The organism is Streptomyces sp. NPDC018031, assembly GCF_044327625.1.
GTDB lineage: Bacteria > Actinomycetota > Actinomycetes > Streptomycetales > Streptomycetaceae > Streptomyces.
This window is the reverse complement of the sequence record NZ_JBIRFT010000001.1, coordinates 834,633-854,647: the sequence shown is the minus strand read 5'-3', so window position 1 is coordinate 854,647 and position 20,015 is coordinate 834,633. Positions and strand designations below refer to the sequence as shown.

Genomic DNA, 20,015 nt, shown 5'->3' with positions numbered 1-20,015 from the left:
AAGTTGTACCGAACACCATTCCATGCGGTCCCGGGTGGGGGAAGCCGCGAACCGCATGCCGGAACGGGGTGCCGCGGCGGGCCCGCGGCGACGGCGACCCTGAGGCCGCGGGCCGTCCCGGCCCCCCTTCCCCTAGGGGGGATGCCGAGGTTCCCCGGGCCCGCGGTTCGTCCCGGTGGAGGAGGAGGGGGCCGGTGCCCGGTCCCTACCGTTGAAGCGTCCCGGTACGGATGGCGGTACCCCGGGGGTGGGGCTAGCCCCCGCATCAATACGGAGCCGTGCACCAATGCGGCACACCCTTCCGTTCCAGCACGCTGTTCCTGCGATCGGCGAACGCGCGATCGCGGTGGAAACCGACCAAGGAGAAGCACCGTGACATCGGCTGTATCGATTCCCAGGACCGGGGGCAGTGGAGGACGTACGGCCGTCGCCGCGCGGGCACGCCAGGTGGTCAAGGCCTACGGCTCCGGCGAGACCCGCGTGGTCGCCCTGGACCACGTCGACGTGGACATAGCGCGGGGTCAGTTCACCGCCATCATGGGCCCGTCGGGCTCGGGCAAGTCCACCCTGATGCACTGCCTCGCCGGGCTCGACACCGTCAGCGCCGGACACATCTACCTCGACGAGACCGAGATCACCGGGCTGAAGGACAAGAAGCTCACCAAGCTGCGCCGGGACCGGATCGGCTTCATCTTCCAGGCGTTCAACCTGCTCCCCACCCTCAACGCCATCGAGAACATCACGCTCCCCATGGACATCGCCGGCCGCAAGCCCGACCGGGCGTGGCTGGACCGGGTGGTGGAGACCGTGGGCCTGGCCGGGCGGCTCAAGCACCGGCCGAACCAGCTCTCCGGCGGCCAGCAGCAGCGGGTCGCGGTGGCCCGTGCGCTCGCCGCCCGGCCCGAGATCATCTTCGGTGACGAGCCGACCGGCAACCTGGACTCCCGGGCCGGCGCCGAGGTCCTCGGCTTCCTGCGGCGCTCGGTGGACGAGCTGGGCCAGACCATCGTGATGGTCACCCACGACCCGGTCGCCGCCTCCTACGCCAACCGGGTGCTGTACCTGGCCGACGGCCGGATCGTCGACGAGATGCACCACCCCACCGCCGACCAGGTGCTGGACCGGATGAAGCACTTCGACGCGCGCGGGCGGGTGTCATGACCGTCCTCAAGACCTCGATGCGCAACTTCCTCGCGCACAAGGGCCGGATGGCGCTCTCCGCCATCGCCGTCCTGCTGTCGGTGGCCTTCGTCTCCGGCACCCTCGTCTTCACCGACACCGCCAACGCCACCTTCGACCGGATCTTCCAGGCCACCGCCGCCGACGTCACCGTCAGCCCGAAGGACGGGGACGACGAGAAGCTGCGCCGGGCCGGGACCCCGCCGACGCTCCCCGCCTCCCAGGTGGCGAAGCTGGCCGGGATCGACGGCGTCAAGACGGCCAACGGCGACGTCAACGTCGAGGCGGTGACCGTCGTCGACCGCAACAACGACAACATCGGCCCCAGCTCCGGCGCCCCCACCATCGCCACCAACTGGGACGAGAACGAGCTCAAGGCGGTCGAGATCACCTCCGGCCACGCGCCCCGCGGGCCCACCGAGATGATGGTCGACGCGGACACCGCGGACGCCAAGGAGCTGGAGATCGGCGACGAGCTGCGGGTCATCACGGTCCACGGCGAGTTCCGGTCGAAGATCAGCGGCATCGCGACCTTCCAGGTCACCAACCCCGGTTCGACCCTCGTCTACTTCGACGACGCCACCGCCCAGCGGGAACTCCTCGCCACCAAGGACCGGTTCACCGCCATCGCGCTCGCCGCCGACTCCGGCGTCTCCCACGAGGAACTCAAGGCGAAGGTGGTCGCCGCGGTCGGCTCCGACTACGAGGTCCGCACCCAGGACGAGGCCGCCAAGAACAACCAGGAAGAGCTCAGCAGCGAACTCGACATCCTGAAGTACGTGATGCTCGGCTTCGCCGGGGTCGCCGTGCTCGTCGGCATCTTCCTCATCGTCAACACCTTCTCCATGCTGGTCGCCCAGCGCACCCGCGAGATCGGCCTGATGCGGGCCATCGGATCCAGCCGCAAGCAGATCAACCGCTCGGTGCTGGTCGAGGCGCTGCTGCTGGGCGTCGTCGGCTCGGTCCTGGGCATCTTCGGCGGCATCGGGCTGGCCGTCGGCCTGATGAAGCTCATGGAGGGCGCCGGCCTGCGGCTCGACACCTCCGAGCTGACCATCAAGACCAGCACGCCGGTCATCGGCCTCACCATCGGCATCGTGGTCACCGTGATCGCCGCGTACATCCCCGCCCGGCGCGCCGGCAGGATCTCCCCGATGGCGGCGCTGCGCGACGCCGGCACCCCGGCGAGCGCCAGGTCCGGCCGGGTGCGGGCGGCCATCGGCCTGCTGCTGACCGCGGCCGGCGCGGCCGGCCTGGTCATGGCCGCCAACGCCGACAAGGCCGCGGACGGTTCGATGGCCCTGGGCGCCGGCATCCTGCTCACCCTCGTCGGCTTCATCGTGATCGGCCCGGTACTCGCCGGGTTCGTGGTCCGGGTGATCTCCGCCCTGGTGCTGCGGATCTTCGGCCCGGTCGGCCGGATGGCCGAGCGGAACGCGCTGCGCAACCCGCGCCGGACCGGCGCCACCGGCGCGGCCCTGATGATCGGCCTCGCGCTGGTCGCCTGCCTGTCGGTGGTCGGCTCCTCGCTGGTCGCCTCGGCGGACGAGCAGCTGGAGAGCTCGGTCGGCGCGGACTACATCATCGAGGCGGGCAGCAGCACCATCACCCCGCAGATCGAGCGGAAGATCAAGTCCGTCGAGGGCCTGGAGCACGTCACCGTCAACCGGGACCTGGGCGACGCCCGGCTCACCACGCCGGACGGCCGGACCGCGTCCCGGGGCCTGACCGCCGCGGACCCGACCTACGCCGAGGACCTGCGCTCCGAGACGGTCGCCGGTGAGCTGTCCGACGCCTATGCCGAGAACTCCATGTCGGTCAACGAGGGCTTCGCCGAGGACTACGGCGTCAAGGTCGGCGACCGGCTCACCGTGAAGTTCGCCGAGGGCGGCACCGCGAAGCTGACCGTGCGCGCCGTCACCTCCGACGACACCGTCTTCGACAAGGGCGCGATGTACCTGAGCATCGCCACCGCCCGGCAGTACGTACCGGCCGACAAGATGCCCCCGATCGAGGTCATGTTCGCCGCCGCCGTGGACGGCCAGGAAGAGGCCGCGTACACCGCGCTCAAGACGGCCCTGGACCCCTTCCCGCAGATCGAGGTCCGCAACCAGGCGGACTACAAGGAGCTGCTGGAGGACCAGATGGGCCAGATGCTCAACATGGTCTACGGCCTGCTCGGCCTGGCGATCATCGTGGCGGTGCTCGGCGTGGTGAACACCCTCGCGCTGTCGGTGGTGGAGCGCACCCGGGAGATCGGCCTGATGCGGGCCATCGGGCTCTCCCGCCGCCAGATGCGGCGCATGATCCGCCTGGAGTCGGTCGTCATCGCCCTGTTCGGCGCACTGCTCGGCCTCGGGCTGGGCATGGGCTGGGGCACCACGGCGCAGCGGCTGCTGGCCCTGGAGGGCCTGAAGGTCCTGGAGATCCCCTGGCCGACGATCATCGGGGTCTTCATCGGCTCGGCGGTGGTGGGCCTGATCGCCGCCCTGGTCCCGGCCTTCCGGGCCGGCCGGATGAACGTCCTGAAGGCCATCGCCACCGACTAGGCGGGAATCCGCCGCGACGGCGGGCCCGGACCGGAGCGCCACGGGGGGCGCACCGGGCCGGGCCCGCCGCCGTCGTCCGCCGCGAGCGCGCCGCGGCCGGTGCCGGGCCGCACCGGCCGCGGTTGTCGGTGGGGCGTCGTAGGCTGGGATGACCCGGCCCGTCCCACGTGTCGGGTGATTCGCGTTGTCCACCCCGGGACGGAAAGCTGCCTCATGAGCCTGCACGGTCTGCTCGACGCCGTCATCGAAGACCCCGCGCTGGCCGAGGCGGTGCGGGCGGCCGCCGACGGCCACCGGCGCCATGTCGACCTGGTGGGCCCGCCGGCCGCCCGCCCCTTCGCGGTCGCGGCCCTCGCGTCGGCGGCCGCCGGCCGGGGCGGCCCCGGCGACGCCGGACGGACGGTCCTGGCGGTCACCGCCACCGGCCGCGAGGCGGAGGACCTCGCCGCCGCCCTGCGCACCCTGCTGCCGCCGGACGGGGTGGTGGAGTACCCGGCCTGGGAGACGCTGCCGCACGAGCGGCTGTCGCCGCGGTCGGACACGGTCGGGCGGCGGCTGGCGGTGCTGCGCAGGCTCGCCCACCCCCGTGCCGACGACCCCGCCGCGGGCCCCGTCTCGGTGGTCGTCGCCCCGGTGCGCTCGGTACTCCAGCCGCAGGTCAAGGGGCTGGGCGAGCTGGAACCGGTCAGTCTGCGCAGCGGGCAGACCGCTGACCTGGGCGCCGTCGTGGACGGGCTGGCGGCCGCCGCCTACTCCCGCGTGGAGCTGGTCGAGAAGCGCGGCGAGTTCGCCGTGCGCGGCGGCATCCTGGACGTCTTCCCGCCCACCGAGGAACACCCGCTGCGGGTGGAGTTCTGGGGCGACGACGTCGAGGAGATCCGCTACTTCAAGGTCGCCGACCAGCGCTCCCTGGAGGTCGCCGAACACGGCCTGTGGGCGCCGCCGTGCCGTGAGCTGCTCCTCACCGACCAGGTCCGGGAGCGGGCCGCGGCGCTGGCCGAGGCCCACCCCGAGCTGGGCGAACTGCTCGGCAAGATCGCCGAGGGGATCGCCGTGGAGGGCATGGAGTCCCTCGCGCCGGTCCTGGTCGACGAGATGGAGCTGCTGCTGGACGTGCTGCCGGCCGGCGCCATGGCCGTGGTCTGCGACCCCGAGCGGGTCCGCACCAGGGCCGCCGACCTCGTCGCCACCAGCCAGGAGTTCCTCCAGGCCTCCTGGGCGGCCACCGCCGGGGGAGGAGAAGCGCCGATCGACGTCGGCGCGGCCTCGCTGTGGGGCATCGCGGACATCCGCGACCGGGCCCGGGAGCTCGGCATGATGTGGTGGTCGGTCTCGCCCTTCGCGGCCGACGAGACCCTGGCCTCCGCCCTCGACGCGGAGGGCGGCGCCGACACCCTCAAGCTGGCCATGCAGGCCCCCGAGACCTACCGCGGGGACACCGCCCGGGCGCTCGCCGACACCAAGGGCTGGCTCGCCGACGGCTGGCGCACCGTCTACGTCACCGAGGCGCACGGCCCGGCCGCCCGCTACGCCGAGGTGCTCGGCGGCGAGGGCATCCCGGCCCGGCTCGACCCGGACCTGACCGAGCTGACCCCGGCCGTGGTGCACGTCGCCCGCGGCTCCATCGACCACGGCTTCGTCGACCCGGGCCGCAAGCTGGCCGTCCTCACCGAGACCGACCTGTCCGGCCAGAAGGCCGCCGGCCGCGAGGCGGCCCGGATGCCGGCCCGCCGCCGCAAGACCATCGACCCGCTGACCCTCCAGCCCGGCGACTTCATCGTGCACGAGCAGCACGGCGTGGGCCGCTACATCGAGATGGTGCAGCGCACCGTGCAGGGCGCCACCCGCGAGTACCTGCTGGTGGAGTACGCCCCGGCCAAGCGCGGCCAGCCCGGGGACCGGCTGTACATCCCCACCGACCAGCTGGAGCAGGTCACCAAGTACGTGGGCGGCGAGGCGCCCACCCTGCACCGGCTCGGCGGCGCCGACTGGACCAAGACCAAGGCCCGCGCCAAGAAGGCGGTCAAGGAGATCGCCGCCGACCTGATCAAGCTGTACTCGGCGCGGATGGCGGCCCCCGGCCACCCCTTCGGCGGGGACACCCCGTGGCAGCGGGAGCTGGAGGACGCCTTCCCGTACGCGGAGACCCCGGACCAGCTCACCACCATCGCGGAGGTCAAGGAGGACATGGAGAAGTCGGTCCCGATGGACCGGCTGATCTGCGGCGACGTCGGTTACGGCAAGACCGAGATCGCGGTGCGGGCCGCCTTCAAGGCCGTCCAGGACGGCAAGCAGGTCGCCGTCCTCGTCCCCACCACCCTGCTGGTCCAGCAGCACTTCGGCACCTTCTCCGAGCGCTACTCGCAGTTCCCGGTGGTGGTCAAGGCGCTGTCGCGGTTCCAGACCGACACCGAGGCCAAGGCGGTCCTGGAAGGGCTGCGGGACGGCTCGGTCGACGTCGTCATCGGCACCCACCGGCTGTTCTCGTCCGAGACGAAGTTCAAGGACCTGGGCCTGGTCATCGTCGACGAGGAGCAGCGGTTCGGCGTCGAGCACAAGGAGCAGCTGAAGAAGCTCCGCGCCAACGTCGACGTGCTCACCATGTCCGCGACGCCCATCCCGCGCACCCTGGAGATGGCGGTCACCGGCATCCGCGAGATGTCCACCATCACCACCCCGCCGGAGGAGCGCCACCCGGTGCTGACCTTCGTCGGCCCCTACGAGCAGAAGCAGATCGGCGCCGCGATCCGCCGCGAACTCCTCCGCGAGGGCCAGGTCTTCTACATCCACAACCGGGTGGAGTCCATCGACCGGGCCGCCGCGCGGCTGCGCGAGGTGGTGCCGGAGGCGCGGATCGCCACCGCCCACGGCCAGATGTCGGAGACCGCGCTGGAGCAGGTGGTGGTCGACTTCTGGGAGAAGAAGTTCGACGTCCTGGTCTCGACGACGATCGTGGAGTCGGGCATCGACATCTCCAACGCCAACACCCTCATCGTGGAGCGCGGCGACAACTTCGGCCTCTCCCAGCTGCACCAGCTGCGCGGCCGGGTGGGCCGGGGCCGGGAGCGCGGCTACGCCTACTTCCTCTACCCGCCGGAGAAGCCGCTGACCGAGACCGCGCACGAGCGGCTGGCCACCATCGCCCAACACACCGAGATGGGCGCCGGCATGTACGTGGCGATGAAGGACCTGGAGATCCGCGGAGCGGGCAACCTGCTCGGCGGCGAGCAGTCCGGTCACATCGCGGGCGTCGGCTTCGACCTGTACGTCCGCATGGTCGGCGAGGCGGTCGCCGACTACCGTGCCTCGCTGGAAGGCGGTGTCGAGGAGGAGGCGCCGCTGGAGGTGAAGATCGAGCTGCCGGTGGACGCGCACGTCCCGCACGACTACGCCCCCGGCGAGCGGCTGCGCCTCCAGGCCTACCGGGCGATCGCCGCGGTGAACAACGAGGCGGACATCGCGGCGGTCCGCGAGGAGCTGACCGACCGCTACGGCAAGCTGCCGGAGCCGGTGGAGAACCTGCTGCTGGTGGCGGGCCTGCGGCTGCTGGCCCGGGCCTGCGGCGTCGCCGACATCACCCTGCAGGGCTCCAACGTCCGCTTCGGGCCGGTGGAGCTGCGCGAATCGCAGGAACTGCGGCTCAAGCGGCTGTACCCGCGCACCGTCATGAAGCCCGCCGCCCAGCAGGTGCTGGTGCCGCGTCCGACCACCGCCCGGGTCGGCGGGAAGCCGGTGGTGGGCCGCGAACTGCTCGCCTGGACGGGCGAGTTCCTCACCACCATCCTGGGGTCGTAGCCGGGCGGCCCGGCCCGTTCCGGGCGGCCCGGCCCGGCCCGTCCCGCCGCCGCCCGGCGGCCGCCGTCCCGTCCGGCCGGCGGCGGAAGGCCCGTCCGGCAGCCGTCCGAGCGGCCCCCGCGGCGCGCGGGCCGACCGGGCGGGCCGGGGCTCAGCCGGGGCTCAGCCGGCGTCGTCGGTGCCGTCGGTGCCGGCTTCCGGGCGCGACGGCGCGGCACCGGCCGGCGCGCCCCGCAGCGACGCCACGGCACCGGCCACCCGGTCCGCGTCCCAGCCGGTCCGGGAGGGGTGTTCGGGCGCCGCCGCCCGGTAGCCGGCCACCAGGTCACCGGCCCGCTCCAGCGTGCACCCGGCACGGCCGAGGAGCTCCCGGGTGACCACCACCGCCGCCTCCTCGTGCACATACGTGGAGTACAGGCGGTCCAGCAGCGCGTCCGGGCCCGCCGCGGCGAGCAGCGGACGGCACTGCCGGACCGTGGGCGCCATCCAGGCCGCGATCCGCAGGTACCGGGACCCCTCCCCGCTGTCGTCGTCGAGTGCCCGGTAGGTGGGGGCGAGCGCGGCGAGGAGCCGGTCCACATGGTCCGCCGGCGGCCCGTCCGACCGGCCCGGCCGCCCGCCCGCGAGGTGCGGGTACTCCTTGGCGAACTCGAACCACTCGGTCTCCCGGACGGACGCGGCGATGTGCTCCGGCAGCACCGGATTGCGGTCGTACCAGCCGTCCTCCACGTCCTGGAACACGCTCCGCAGCAGCTCGAAGGAGAGCCGCACCGAGCCCGACTCGGCGAGCAGCAGGGCGTCGTGGAGGTCCTTGCCCTCCGGGAACCGGTCCGTCGCCAGCCACATGACCTTCCAGGCCAGGGAGAGTTCCGGGGTCGCCGCGAGCAGCGTCACCGGCGCACCGGCGCCGCTCAGCGGGGGCAGTACGGTGCGCACCGCGGGCACCGGCAGCATCTCGTTGAACACGAAGTCCAGCTGGACGGTGCCGCCCGGCAGACCCTCGGCCGACCACGGCACGACCAGGCGGCGGCCCGGCACCCGCTCGTAGGTCCAGATCTCGTCGCCGACCGCGCGCCGGGAGTCCAACCGGACCCCGTCCCCGGACCGCCGCGCGGCCAGGTCGGCCGCGCGCGCCAGGCTCTCCAGCATGCGGTCGGTGCGCTCGTCCCGCAGCCGCCAGTCGGAGGGCACCACGACGAAGTCCAGGTCACCGGGCTCCCGGGCCGCCTCGCCGTACCAGCCGCGGAGCAGCACGCTGCCGCGCAGCACCAGGTGGTCCGCCCACTCGGAGCCGGCGACGGCGGCGAGCATCAGGTCCAGCGCCCGCCGGCGGGCCCGGTACCAGCGCTCCCCGGTCTCCGCGTCGGCGAACTCCGGTTCGCCCAGCCGCATCGCCTTGCCGTGGTGCACGGCGGCCGGGTCGAACACCGGGCGCTGCACCACGGTGTCGCCGCCGGGCACCGGGCGCAGCGTGGCCGGCAGGTGGAGCCGGGCGCGGGTCTCCTCGTCCGGTTCCTCCTGCGGTACCCGCTCGTCGGCGCCCCACGGGCCCCAGCCGAACCGCAGCCATGCCGAACCGGTGGACGCCTCCGCCGCCGGTGACGACGGCTCGTGGTCCGGTGTGCCCCGTGTGCCCGCGGATGTCATGGTGCGGCCCCCTCCTCGCGTATCCAGCCCGCGTCCAGTGACGCGGCACTGTCGTACACCACGAACTCCCGCTCCACCGAGGCGATTTCCAGGCCGAGGGCGCGCAGCTCGGCGGTGAGCAGGTCCAGACGGGCCCGTGCGGTGCCGTCGCCGACCAGGCGGCAGCGCTGGGTGACGAAGCGTTCGGCGCGCCCGTCGGGCCGGATGCGGCGGGCGTTGCGGGACAGATGCGCGCGGTGCCGGTCGGCGAGCGCCGTCGGCACCGCGTCCGGCCCGGACCCGGCGGCGAGCAGCAGCTTCACATGGTGCTCGAAGTAGTAGTCCGGGCCCAGGGCGTACGCCGCCTCGTCGGTGCCCGGCACCCCCGCCGCCCAGGGGGCCGCCTCGATCTTCGTCCGCAGGACCGGGAAGCCCGCCGCGCGCAGCCCGGCCGCCGCGTCGTCGGCGGCCGCCCCGGCCACCGCCAGCGGTCCCGAGGCCCGCAGCGTCAGCATCGGCTGGGCGGGGGTCCGGCCCCGGTCCAGGACGATGTGCGCGTACTTCCAGCCGCGCCCGGCGGCGAACCGGGCCAGCTCCGGGTCCTGGCCGTGACCACCTCCGGAAAGGCCCCCGCCGGGAGCCCTTGAAGTGCCCGGAGCGCCGGAAGCGCCGGGAGCGCCCGGAGCGGCGGGAGTGCCGCCGGGCGGGGCCGCGGCCGGGGCGGCAGCCGCCGGGCCGGCCGGCCGCCGGGCCCCCACCGTCAGATGGATCTCGAAGTCGCCCGCGAACCGGGGCGCGGGCCGGGCGGAAGCGTTCCTGGGCACGCCGCCGATGATCGCAGGCGCTCGCGGGGGGTGGTCCGGCGGGCGTCCCTCCCGCCGGACCACCCCCCGCCGCCTCGGCCCCGCTCCGGGGCCGGCCGGGGCGCGCGGTGAGCGGCGGGAGTGCGCGCCGCCGGGTCGGTCGACGGGCCACCGGGACCCGCCAGGTGCCCCGGTGACCGGATCGTGGGGCGCCGGCCGACTCAGTCCGGCAGCGGCGCGGGCCCGGAGCCGGAGCACCAGGCCACCGTCGCCCGGGCGGCCGTCAGGGCGGCGACCAGCGGGTCGAGCAGGGCCCGCATCCGGTCCACCGGGGCACCCGGACGCACCGCCCACGCCAGCCGGTCACCCGCTCCCGCGGCGGGGCCGGGCAGCGCTATCGTCGCGCCGTCGCCGTGGTACTCGGCGGCGCCCAGGCCGCGGTCCGCCGCCGGCGCGCCGAACCAGCCGCCGGAGCCGCGCGGCACCAGCAGCCGCATCCGCTCCCGCTCGTGGTCGACCAGCGCGGGGAACAGCCCGCCACCGACCAGCCCACCGAGCGCCAGCCCGGTCCGGGCCCGGCCGGCGGGCACCCACGCCCGGCAGAGCGTGGCCCGGCGGTCCGCCGGACGGCCGTCGGCCGCCCGCGCCTCCCGGGCCCGCTCCGGCGCCGCCCCGTGCCCGTCCGGTGCTCCCCGCCCGTCCACCGGCCGGGTGTCGGACGGGTGCCCGTCCACGCCGCGGCGCGCCGCGCCCCGGGCGGCCGGACCGCCGGTCCGGCACCCCGCCACCGGCAGACCGCCGTGCCGCAGCAGGTCCACCGCCTCCATCCCGGTGCGCAGATCCACCGTGACCGCGTCGAAGGTGCGGCCGGTGGGCAGCGCCACCGGGCGGCCCGGATCGACCCGCCACAGGTCGCGCACCCGGGACGGGTCGTCGGCGGCCGCCGCGACCCAGCCCGGCGCGGTGCGCGCCCAGGTCGGCCGGTGGTAGCGGGGCACCGGCCGGCTCACCTCTCGGCCCTGGGGGCCGAGAGGTAGGGGAAGTCGCCGCGCAGCACCCCCGTGGCCGCGCTCGCGTCCAGCCCCAGCTTCACGGGCGCCCCCAGCACCAGTTCGAACATCACCTCGGGGGCGCAGTCGGTGAGTGACCGGCCGTTCCGGCCGTCGACCGCGAACCGGGCCTCGGTACCGACCTCGTAGCGGAGTATGTCCGGCAGCAGCAGGTCCCGTATGTGGGAGGCGTAGGCGGCCGGGTCCGGCACCGCCCCGGCGGCGGCCGCCGCGCGTTCGGTGGCGGCGAATACCTCCGGCCCGTACCGGTCCTGGTCCTCCGCCGGGCGGGTCGCGTTGAAGTCGACCTCCCGCTCGGCGTCCTCCAGGTCGAACAGCGTGTTCAGCAGCGGATTGGCGCACCGGTTGATCTGGCGCCAGCCGCCCGCGTCGGTGGCCAGCACCGACGCCGCCCAGAACCCTATGCGGCTGCCCGGGCCGCCCAGCGCCTCGTCCGGCACCTCCAGGACGATGGACTGCACATCGGTGTCGGCGAACAGGTTCACCGCCCGTGCGGGGTCGAAGTCCGCCAGTTCCGGCGCCGTCCCCCGCGCTATCCCGGTCTTCACCGCGGTGACCACCGTGCCCTCGATCCAGAACGGGTCACCGGCCGCGCCCGCCCAGGCCCGCAGCCCGTCCGGCCCCTCGGACGGCTCGCCGGTCGTCCCGCTCAGCACCAGGGTGCCCGCGGCGAACCGGTCGGCCGCCGCCTCCCCGTCCAGCCGCCGCAGCTCCCAGCGCTGCGGCCCGTACGCGGTGTACGGGGAGAAGGTGAAGCGGAAGGTGATGTCCTCCACGGCGTCGCCGTCGGTGTCCACCTTGATCTCGTACATGCTCTCGTCGTCGTGGAACCCGCCGTCCCCGGACAGCGGGTTGATGTTGACGACGAAGACGGTGCCCCGGGTCCCGCGGAACAGATAGGTGTCGCTGATGTCCAAGCGGGGGTCCTGGCGGGCGAGTATCGAGTCGTGGTGGTGACTCATCACCGGTCCTGTTCTGCCGAGTCTGCGGAGACGGGTACGGGCACATCAGGTGCGCCCGGCGGACCGGTCGGCCGTTGACCGCGGACAGGGGGGTCCGTCGCACGGTCCTCAGGGAGGTTGCGAGGTCGACTCACGACACGGCCCGCCGAGGCGTACCGCTGACGCTATGCCGGGTCGTACCGCACGGCGAGGAACACTGTGCACAGTGACCGCCCCGCATGGTTGCGATGCGAACCGTGACGGGGGCTCACAGCCGCCGCAGCGCGCGCATCGCCAGCCACAGCTCGTACTTCGCGCTGGGCGCGCGGAGCAGGGAACGCCCCAGCGCCTCCTCCGCCTTGGCGAGCCGCTTGCGGGCCCCGGGCAGTGAGATGCCCAGCTCGGCGGCGGTCGCGGGCAGCCGGGCGTCGGCGGCCAGCCAGACCCGCACCGTCTCCGGCCCGGCCGTGACCGTCGACCGCTCCAGCGGCACCAGCTGCGCCTGCGCCCAGATCCTGGCCGCGGTGGTGGCCAGCACGTCCGCCAGGGTGGCGGTGGCGTCGGGCGCCGCGGGGGCGTGCCACTGGGCGGAGGCGTGGAGCTGGAGCGCCAGCCAGGCACGGGACTGGTCCGCCAGGCTGCGGCCGAGGTCCAGGCCGAGCAGCTCGTCCAGCAGCCGCAGCCGGGCGGCCAGGGTGTTGCGGTGGATCTTCAGGTGCCGGGTCGCCGCTCCACCGAAGCTCAGCCAGGAACCGAGCGTGCCGAGCAGTTCCTGAGCGCCGGGATCCGCCCGCCGGGGCGGCACATGGCGCAGACACGGGCCCAGTAACTCCGCGGCCCACACCCGTCCCTCCGGCGTGGACAGCGCCGTGATGTCGGTGTGCCGACCGAAACTCGCGCAGCCCTCGGGGGCACTCCGCGCCACCGCCAGCGCATGGAACGCCTGCTCGTAGCCGACCGGCGTCTCCTGTAGCGGCACCTGGGCACTCACCCCGACCCGGCAGCCGGGGATCTGGCGGGTGATCAGCTGGTCCAGATGGGCGGGCACCTCATGCCCGGCCCCGGCCCCGTCACCGGCCACGCCACCGCCGCCGGCACGGTGCCCGCCGAGGCCCGCCCCGGCGACGGCGCGGGCCGCGCCGGTAGCCGCCGGGCCCGCCTCGTCGTCCCGGTCGGCCTCGGTGTCCGTGGGCACCAGGGCTATCAGATGGTTCGGGCGCACCGGGCACGGCACGATCCACGCCCGGCCCCGCGCGGTCCGGGAGATGCGGGCCGCGATCTCCCGCCGCCGGTTCCCCGGGCACTCCACCACGTACACCCGGTTCAGCGGGGGCAGCGCGCCGCCCAGCGCCCCGGCGATCCGCTGCGCGGCGGGCACACTGCCCACCATCAGCAGGTGCAGCACCGCCTCCCGGCTCTGCGCCTCGGCGAACTCCACCTGCCGGCGGTGCCGGTCGGCCTCCTCGATCCGCCAGCACAGGGCGAGTGTCCGGGCGGCGTCGGCGAGCAGCACCCCCAGCCGCTGCCGCTCGTCGGCCCGTGGCGCGACCACCGCCAGATACGGCGCCTCGGCGCCGGCCCCGTCCAAACCCAGGGAGACCAGGTGGACGGTGTCCGCGGCCTCCCCGGCGTGGTCCGCACCGGCGGCCGCCCCGCCCAGCACGGCCGACGGGGTGCCGCGGCGGTGCAGCTCCACCACGGCCGTCGCGGCGGCGGCGAGCGGATCCGGGTCCGGTTCGCCGCCCACGGCCCGGCCCGGCGGCACCGCGGCCGCCCGCCGGACGTCCGGAGCCCGGTCCGGGGCCCCGGTGTCCCGGTCCGCGGTGCCGGTGTCCGGTCCCGCGGTCCCGGTGTCCCGGTCCGCGGTGCCGGTGTCCGGTCCCGCGGTCCCGGTGTCCCGGTCCGCGGTGCCGGTGTCCCGTCGCGTCCCGCCCCGGGCCGGGGGCACGATCGGCCCGGCTCCGCCGGGCCCCCTGCCACCGGCCGCCACCACCGTGCTGACCAGCACATCCCCATGGGCACCGATCAACGCGACCACGCCGCCGGTGCGCCGGGCCAGCCACTGGGTGATGGCCCGCACCGCGCGCTGTCCGGTGGCCAGCCGGGTCAGCGCGAGCACGTCCTCGGCGCGATCGGTCCGTGTGTCCAAAAGCGCTGGTCCCATGCGGCCCTACGGTAGTCCGTGACGCCCGGCGGGGGCCTGTTTTCGGCCGACCGGCGGCGGCCGCCGAACGCCGCCGCTTCCCGGAAGCGGCCTGCGGCACAGTAAGACTGAGGGAGTGTCAGCTCTGCTGCGGCGGCGCGCCCGGCACCGCGCCGACGGCGCCCGGCCGACCGTGCCGACCACCGGCGGACACCGTTACCTCCCAGGTAATCGCCCCTCCGGCCACGCCCGGGCTACGTTCCCCCGGTGCCTTCCGGCCCGCCCCGACCGGCAACTCCAGGGAGCCCGACCATGCCCGCCGCCTACGGCTTCGCCCACCTCCGCAGCCGCCGACACCATGACGACATCATCGAGTACCTGGAACGCATCCAGGCCACCCTCGACCCCTTCGACGGCCACTTCGTCATCCACGGGCCGCCCGCGGAGGTGGTGGAGGGGGAGTGGCCGGGCAGCATGGTGCTGATCGGGTTCCCGAGCCTGGAACAGGCCCGTGCCTGGTACGACTCACCCGCCTACCAGGCCATCCTGCGGCTGCGCACCGACCACATCGAGGGAGACCTGCTGTTCATCGAAGGCGTCGGACCCGACTACGACCCCGTCGAGCGGGCCGCGAAGCTGCGCGCCGACGCCGCGCGGGCGGGACGTCCGGCACAACGGTGACCGCGGACCGCCCCCCGCCGCACCGGCGGTGGCGCGTCCCGGCGCGGTAGCGGGGCGCACTCCGGTGCGGTGGCGCGTCCCGGTACGTCGGCGGTGGTGGCGCGTCCCGATGTGGTGATGGGGCGCGTTCCGGTGCGGTGACGGCGCGCCCCGGTGCGCGGTCGGCCGCGGGGTTGCGCCCGGCGAACGGCTCGGGTTCGATACCGGCGTACTCCGCGCGTTCGACGTGAGCCAAGGGGGACCTCACCGTGACGGCGTGTGCCACTCCTTCCACCGTCGTGCGCGCGTGCGCGGCCGTGGCGCGGCGCGCGGTGCCGGTCCTGCTGCTGCTCGGCGGACTCCTCGTGCTGGCCGCGCTGACCCGGGCGCACGCGGCGGAACTCGGCCGCCCCGGCGGCGCCCACGGTCCTCCGTCCGCTCCCGGCCCGTCCGCCGGCCCCGCGCCCCGCCCCCATGTCGCCGTCGCCGTCGCCGCGCTCCGGGCGGCCCCTGGTCTACCGGCGGACCCGCCACCGAGGGCGCCCGCCGTCCTCGACGAGCCGCCCGTGCCGGGCGAGCCGTTCGTGTCAGATGAGCTGTCCGCGCCACCACCCGTGCCGCCTGTGCCGGTCGAGCCGTCAGCCGCGTCCGTGCCACTGGCGCCGGTTGCACTCGTTGCGCCCGTTGCGCCGGGCGCGCCGTTCGCGCCGGGGGAGCCCTTCGGGCCAGGCGCGCTGCCCGCGCGGGACGTTCCTCTCCCGTCCGATGTGCCGGACGAGCCACCTGCGCCGGACGAGCCGCCCGCGCCGGACGAGCCGCCCGCGCCGGACGAGCCGTCAGCGGCGTCGGTGCCGCCCGTGCCGCGCACGGCGGACAAGCCGCCCCGCGCACCCCGTTCACCGGCACCCTGCGCCCCCCGTTCACCGGCGCCCGGGGAGTTCGCGGCGGTGGTGTCCTGGTGGGGGCCGCCGGCCCCGGCCGGGTCACCCGGCGGACCGGTGGAGCCGGGGGACGGCCCCCCGCCCGGCGCCACGGCGGCCGCCGAGGAGCCGCCCGCGCTGCTCCGGATCACCGTGGCACTGCCCTCCGTCCTGTCCGCCGAACTGGCCGTGGAGCCGCCCTCGGTGGGGCTGCCGCGACCGCTGCCGCGCGGGGGCGCCGACCGGGCGCTGCCCACCCTGCCCCCCGTCGGCCTGTCGTCCCTCCCCGCCGCCGGCACCCCGCTGCCGTCCACGCGACCCCCGCTGCCCGGAGACGGCCGGCACTCCGGCCCGGTGCCCGCCGGCACCGGCGGACCGTCCGCCGCCCTGGGCACCGCCGCCCCGCACCCGGACGCCGCCCCGGCCGGCACCCCGTCCGACGGCCGCCACGGCCACCCGGCGCGGATCCGCGAGACGGACCGCCCCGGCGACGCGGCGTATCCGCGGGTCCCGCACACACCACATGTCGCGGAGGCGGCGCGCCCGGGCGACCCCGATGGCGGCCCCCGGCCGGCGTCGCCGCCGCGGCCCGGGGCCGGCGCCACGTCCGCCGCCGGGCAGGGTGGCGGCGACCAGACCCAGCGCACGCTCGACCCGCACACCGTCTCCACGCCCCGCTTCCCCACCCCGGGCGGGTCCGCCGGTCCTCGGGCGAGGGACGCCGGTGCTCCGCTGCCCGAGCGCCCGCACGAGGTATCCGAGCTGCCGGGTTGATCCGGCCGCGCGCCCGCCGCGCCGCCCTTCCCTGCCGGTTCGACCACGGAAGCAGAGCACCTTGACGTTCATCCGCCACGCCTGCCCGGCACGGCCCCCCGTCCTCCCTCCCCCCACCCCGCACGCCCCCGCGCGTCCCGCGCCGCACCCGTTTCCCGCGGCGGTCACGCCGGGCCTCGCATCGGCCTTTCCAGCACCCTTTCCGCCCCTCTCCCTGGAGCGAGCGTGAAGAAGTCGGACAAGGAAATCATCGAGATCCTGGTGGCGTACGACGCCACCGAGTGCGCACACTCGGCCGCCCGGGTGGCCGGCTGCGACCCGAAGACGGTGCGCCGCTACGTCGCCGCCCGCGACGCCGGACGGCCGGTGACCGGACCCTCCCGGCGCGAGCGGGAGATCGACGGCCACATGGAGAAGATCGAGGAGTGGGTGGAGCGGTCCGAGGGGCACCTCAGCGCCGCCCGCGCCCACCAGCGGCTGCTGGCCATGGGCTACACCGGCAGCGAACGCACCACCCGGCGGGCGGTCGCCGAGGCCAAGGCACGCAGACGCGCCGGACACCCGCGCACCTACCGCCCGTGGATCGCCGAGCCCGGCCTGTGGCTGCAGTTCGACTGGGCCGACGGGCCGCTGCTGCCGGCCCCGGACGGGACGCGCCGCCGCACCGCGCTGTTCTGCGCCTGGCTGGCCTGGTCCCGGTTCCGGGTGGTCATCCCGTGCCGGGACCGGACGCTGCCCACCCTGGTGTGCTGTCTGGACACCACACTGCGCAGACTGGGCGGCGCGCCGACCCATCTGCTCACCCGCCCCCGCCGGGACGTCGGCATCCGCCACCCCGACCTGGTCCGGGCGGCCGGGCACTACGGGGTCCAGGTCCGGGTGTGCGCGCCGTACGATCCGCGGCGGCCCGGCGGCGGGCGCCCGGGCGAGGTGCGCCTCGCGCCCGCCGACCTGGTCCCCACCGGCACCGAACTGCGCCGCGAGTACGGGTCCCTGGACGAACTCCGGGACGCCTGCCGCGCTTTCGGGGACACGGTGAACGGTGGGCCGTGGCGCGGCCGGTGCGCCACCGGGGCCCCGGGCCGGCCGGCCCCGGCCGCGCCGGGCGGCGGCACGCCGTACGACCGGCTGACGGTGGAGCGGCAGCGGCTGCACCCGCTGCCCGACGCCCCCCGCACCGCGGAACTCGGCCGTCCCGCCATCGTGGGCGACGACCACACGGTCACCTTCGACGGGCTGCGCTACCCGGTGCTGTCGGTTCCGAGGGGCGGCACGGTGTGGTTACGAGCGGCGCGCGGCGAACTGGCCGTCGTCGCCGACCTGGACGGGCTGACCGAGGCGGCCCGGTTCCGGATCGGCCGGCGCGGCTTCCCGGGGACGTCCCCCGGCCGCTGACGGGGCGGGCCGGTGGCCGCGGGCACGGACGTGACGGCCGCCCGGCGCCGGACGGGACGGGCAGGACCGCGGGCCGCCCGTCCCGGCCGTGCCACGGAGTGCCCGGTCGGACGCGGGCCCACCGGGGCGGGCGTCCGTATCGCCCGTTCTGAAGCGCCGCTTGGCGCCGCGCGGCCCGCCCGGTCACGCGCATTGACGGCCGCCTCCGCCGGGTCCAGGCTTCTCGCGTCCGGCACCGGCCGCCGGGCACCGGCGGGCGGACATCCGCCCCGAGCGGTCACCGGCGGTCGCCCGCCGACCGCCGCCGCGACCCCGCCGGGCCCGGCCCGCACCGCCACCGGGCCCGGCGGCCCCGTCGCACCTGTCACTCCGGCGCCGTCACTCCGCCCCGGTCACCCCGGCCCGGTCACCCCGCGGCGGTCCCGTCGCCCGGGGCCGCGTCCGGCGGACGGCCCGGCCACCGCGGCGGTACCGTCACCCGCCGGTCCCGTCACCCGCCGGTACCGGCGAGGCGGGGCTCCAGCGCCGAGAAGACCTCGCCGTTCGCCGGCACGCCGACGCCCCGCCAGACGAAGGGGACACCCCGGGCGACCCCCAGATCGGCGCTGTCCATCAACTGGAAGTGCACATGCGGCTCGGTGGTGTTGCCGGAGTTCCCGCACCGGGCGATGGGCTGCCCGGCGCGCACCCGGTCGCCCGGCCGTACGGTGAGCGAGCCCTGCCGCAGGTGCGCGTACATCGCGAAGACCCCGTCACCCAGGTCCAGCAGCACGTGGTTGCCCACGATGCGCCGGGCGCCGCCCAGGGAACGGACCAGCTGCTCGACGAACCAGTACGGCAGGGCCGGTACGGAGTTGCGGCTGAGATGGTCCCGCTGGGTGTCGCGGGCGCTGACCACGGTGGCGTCGGCGACGGCCAGCACCGGGGCGTCGAAGGCGGGGAACGCCCGGTTGCGGCGCATCCACGGCCACCAGCCGAACCGCGGCCGGGAGCCGTCCGCGGGTTCCGCCACGATGTCGATGGCGTGCGACTGCCCCATGACGTACGTGCCGTGACTGGGCACCCGGTCGGCCGGGCTGTTCATCGCCGACCAGCGCCCGGTGACCGGTGCCAGCACCTCGACCGGCTCTCGCGGGGCGGCGGGCCCGGGGGCCGCGCCGCCCTCCGCCACCGGGATGGACGCCGGGTCCGGCGCCGTCCGCTCCGCGGCCGCCCGCCGCCGCTCCGCCAGGACCTGCAGCAGCATCGCCGCGCCCAGCGGAAACCAGCCCCACAGCCACGGGAGATCGAAGACGGCGCCGGCCACGGCGTAGGCGAAGAACACCGCCCAGCAGCAGCGGTAGAGCGGCACAAACGGATTACTCATGAAAAATCCCCCTAGTGAATGATCGGGCACCCGGCCGTGGACAGGCGTCCGCCGGATGGTCAGGGCCGCGCCGCGGCGAGGGCCACCAGCAGCGGGACGACCCGCCCCGCGGGCACCTCGTAGCGTCCGCGCCCGGCCGTGTGCAGCCATCCGGCGGCGGTCAGCTGCCGGAGGTGGTGGTAGATCTGGCCGGTGGTGCCCAGGCCGTCCTGGTCGGCCAGTTCGGCCGCGGTACGGCGGCCGCCCAGGATCTCGCGGAGCAGCCGCATCCGGACCGGATTGCCGAGCGCGGCGAACGCGTCGGCGGCGTCCGACCACGCGTCGTCCAGCAGCGCCCGGACCGGCAGGCCGTACTGCCATTCGTACGCCTCACCGGTCGGCAGCCGCACCGCACCCGTGAACAGCACCCCGCCGTCCTCCGCCCCGGCCTCGCCGAGCCGCGCCTTCAGACCCTCCAGGGCCCAGAACTGGTCGCGGGACGCCGGGCCCGGCGCCGAGGGGTGCTCGCCGGAGGGGTGCTCGCCGAGGGGGCCGGCCGCCTCCTCCAGTGCGGCCAGCCTCCGTTCGAGTGCGGCGACGCGCTCCTCCAGGCTCATGGCTCCATATTACGTAATTACGTAAGTACGGCAAGTCCGAGGTGGGGTGAGGGAAGGTCCCGCCACGCGCGGCCGCTGTCATCCCGCGCCGCGGGCCGCGCCTCCACACCGCCGGCGGCGCGGACGTACGCCGTGGCCCGGTCGGCCGCCGGCCGCGACTCCCGGTCGCCCAGCCGCGACGACTCCCGGTGGTCCAGC

At 75.5% G+C, this 20,015-nt stretch carries 13 protein-coding genes; 6 read left to right on the top strand and 7 right to left on the bottom strand.

Features of this window, described 5'->3' with window-relative positions:
- The first annotated feature begins 372 nt into the window (after window positions 1–372).
- The 3 genes from ACH4B3_RS03635 (at window position 373) to mfd (ending at window position 7,523) form a co-directional block, all read left to right on the top strand.
- The gene (locus ACH4B3_RS03635; RefSeq protein ID WP_398461064.1) at window positions 373–1,161 is read left to right on the top strand and encodes an ABC transporter ATP-binding protein; all 789 of its coding nucleotides are present in this window, start codon (window positions 373–375) and stop codon (window positions 1,159–1,161) included.
- Window positions 1,158–3,728, top strand: coding sequence for an ABC transporter permease (locus ACH4B3_RS03630; protein WP_398461063.1), 2,571 nt, complete (start codon window positions 1,158–1,160; stop codon window positions 3,726–3,728). Before ACH4B3_RS03635 ends, ACH4B3_RS03630 begins: the two co-directional genes overlap by 4 nt.
- Window positions 3,729–3,941: 213 nt before the next feature.
- Window positions 3,942–7,523 carry a transcription-repair coupling factor gene (gene mfd, locus ACH4B3_RS03625; protein WP_398461062.1) on the top strand — a complete coding sequence of 1,194 codons (3,582 nt, stop codon included), beginning with the start codon at window positions 3,942–3,944 and terminating at the stop codon, window positions 7,521–7,523.
- A 162-nt stretch (window positions 7,524–7,685) separates the two neighbouring features.
- On the opposite strand, the gene ACH4B3_RS03620 is transcribed toward mfd, so the two are convergent.
- From ACH4B3_RS03620 to ACH4B3_RS03600, 5 genes are all read right to left on the bottom strand, one after another.
- On the bottom strand, window positions 7,686–9,170 hold the full coding sequence (locus tag ACH4B3_RS03620) for a nucleotidyl transferase AbiEii/AbiGii toxin family protein (RefSeq protein ID WP_398461061.1): 1,485 nt from the start codon (window positions 9,168–9,170) through the stop codon (window positions 7,686–7,688).
- The gene (locus ACH4B3_RS03615) at window positions 9,167–9,973 is read right to left on the bottom strand and encodes a hypothetical protein (RefSeq protein ID WP_398461060.1); all 807 of its coding nucleotides are present in this window, start codon (window positions 9,971–9,973) and stop codon (window positions 9,167–9,169) included. Before ACH4B3_RS03615 ends, ACH4B3_RS03620 begins: the two co-directional genes overlap by 4 nt.
- A gap of 200 nt (window positions 9,974–10,173) precedes the next feature.
- Window positions 10,174–10,950: a hypothetical protein gene (locus tag ACH4B3_RS03610; RefSeq protein ID WP_398461059.1), complete on the bottom strand. Its 777-nt coding sequence runs from the start codon at window positions 10,948–10,950 to the stop codon at window positions 10,174–10,176.
- 8 nt (window positions 10,951–10,958) lie between these two features.
- The gene (locus ACH4B3_RS03605) at window positions 10,959–11,984 is read right to left on the bottom strand and encodes a DUF4331 family protein (protein WP_398461058.1); all 1,026 of its coding nucleotides are present in this window, start codon (window positions 11,982–11,984) and stop codon (window positions 10,959–10,961) included.
- Between the two features lie 247 nt (window positions 11,985–12,231).
- The gene (locus tag ACH4B3_RS03600) at window positions 12,232–14,127 is read right to left on the bottom strand and encodes a helix-turn-helix domain-containing protein (RefSeq protein ID WP_398461057.1); all 1,896 of its coding nucleotides are present in this window, start codon (window positions 14,125–14,127) and stop codon (window positions 12,232–12,234) included.
- Between the two features lie 291 nt (window positions 14,128–14,418).
- Here ACH4B3_RS03600 and ACH4B3_RS03595 point away from each other — a divergent pair, with 291 nt between their 5' ends.
- The 3 genes from ACH4B3_RS03595 (at window position 14,419) to ACH4B3_RS03585 (ending at window position 17,855) form a co-directional block, all read left to right on the top strand.
- Window positions 14,419–14,787 (top strand): DUF1330 domain-containing protein, encoded by a 369-nt coding sequence (locus tag ACH4B3_RS03595; protein WP_398461056.1) that lies wholly within the window; start codon window positions 14,419–14,421, stop codon window positions 14,785–14,787.
- A 926-nt stretch (window positions 14,788–15,713) separates the two neighbouring features.
- Window positions 15,714–16,460, top strand: coding sequence for a hypothetical protein (locus ACH4B3_RS03590; RefSeq protein ID WP_398461055.1), 747 nt, complete (start codon window positions 15,714–15,716; stop codon window positions 16,458–16,460).
- Window positions 16,461–16,685: 225 nt separating this feature from the next.
- Window positions 16,686–17,855, top strand: coding sequence for an IS21 family transposase (locus tag ACH4B3_RS03585; protein WP_398461054.1), 1,170 nt, complete (start codon window positions 16,686–16,688; stop codon window positions 17,853–17,855).
- Between the two features lie 490 nt (window positions 17,856–18,345).
- On the opposite strand, the gene ACH4B3_RS03580 is transcribed toward ACH4B3_RS03585, so the two are convergent.
- Window positions 18,346–19,221, bottom strand: coding sequence for a M23 family metallopeptidase (locus ACH4B3_RS03580; protein ID WP_398461053.1), 876 nt, complete (start codon window positions 19,219–19,221; stop codon window positions 18,346–18,348).
- 59 nt (window positions 19,222–19,280) lie between these two features.
- Complete coding sequence (locus tag ACH4B3_RS03575) at window positions 19,281–19,817, bottom strand: helix-turn-helix domain-containing protein (protein WP_398461052.1); 537 nt, start codon at window positions 19,815–19,817, stop codon at window positions 19,281–19,283.
- Window positions 19,818–20,015 lie beyond the last annotated feature (198 nt).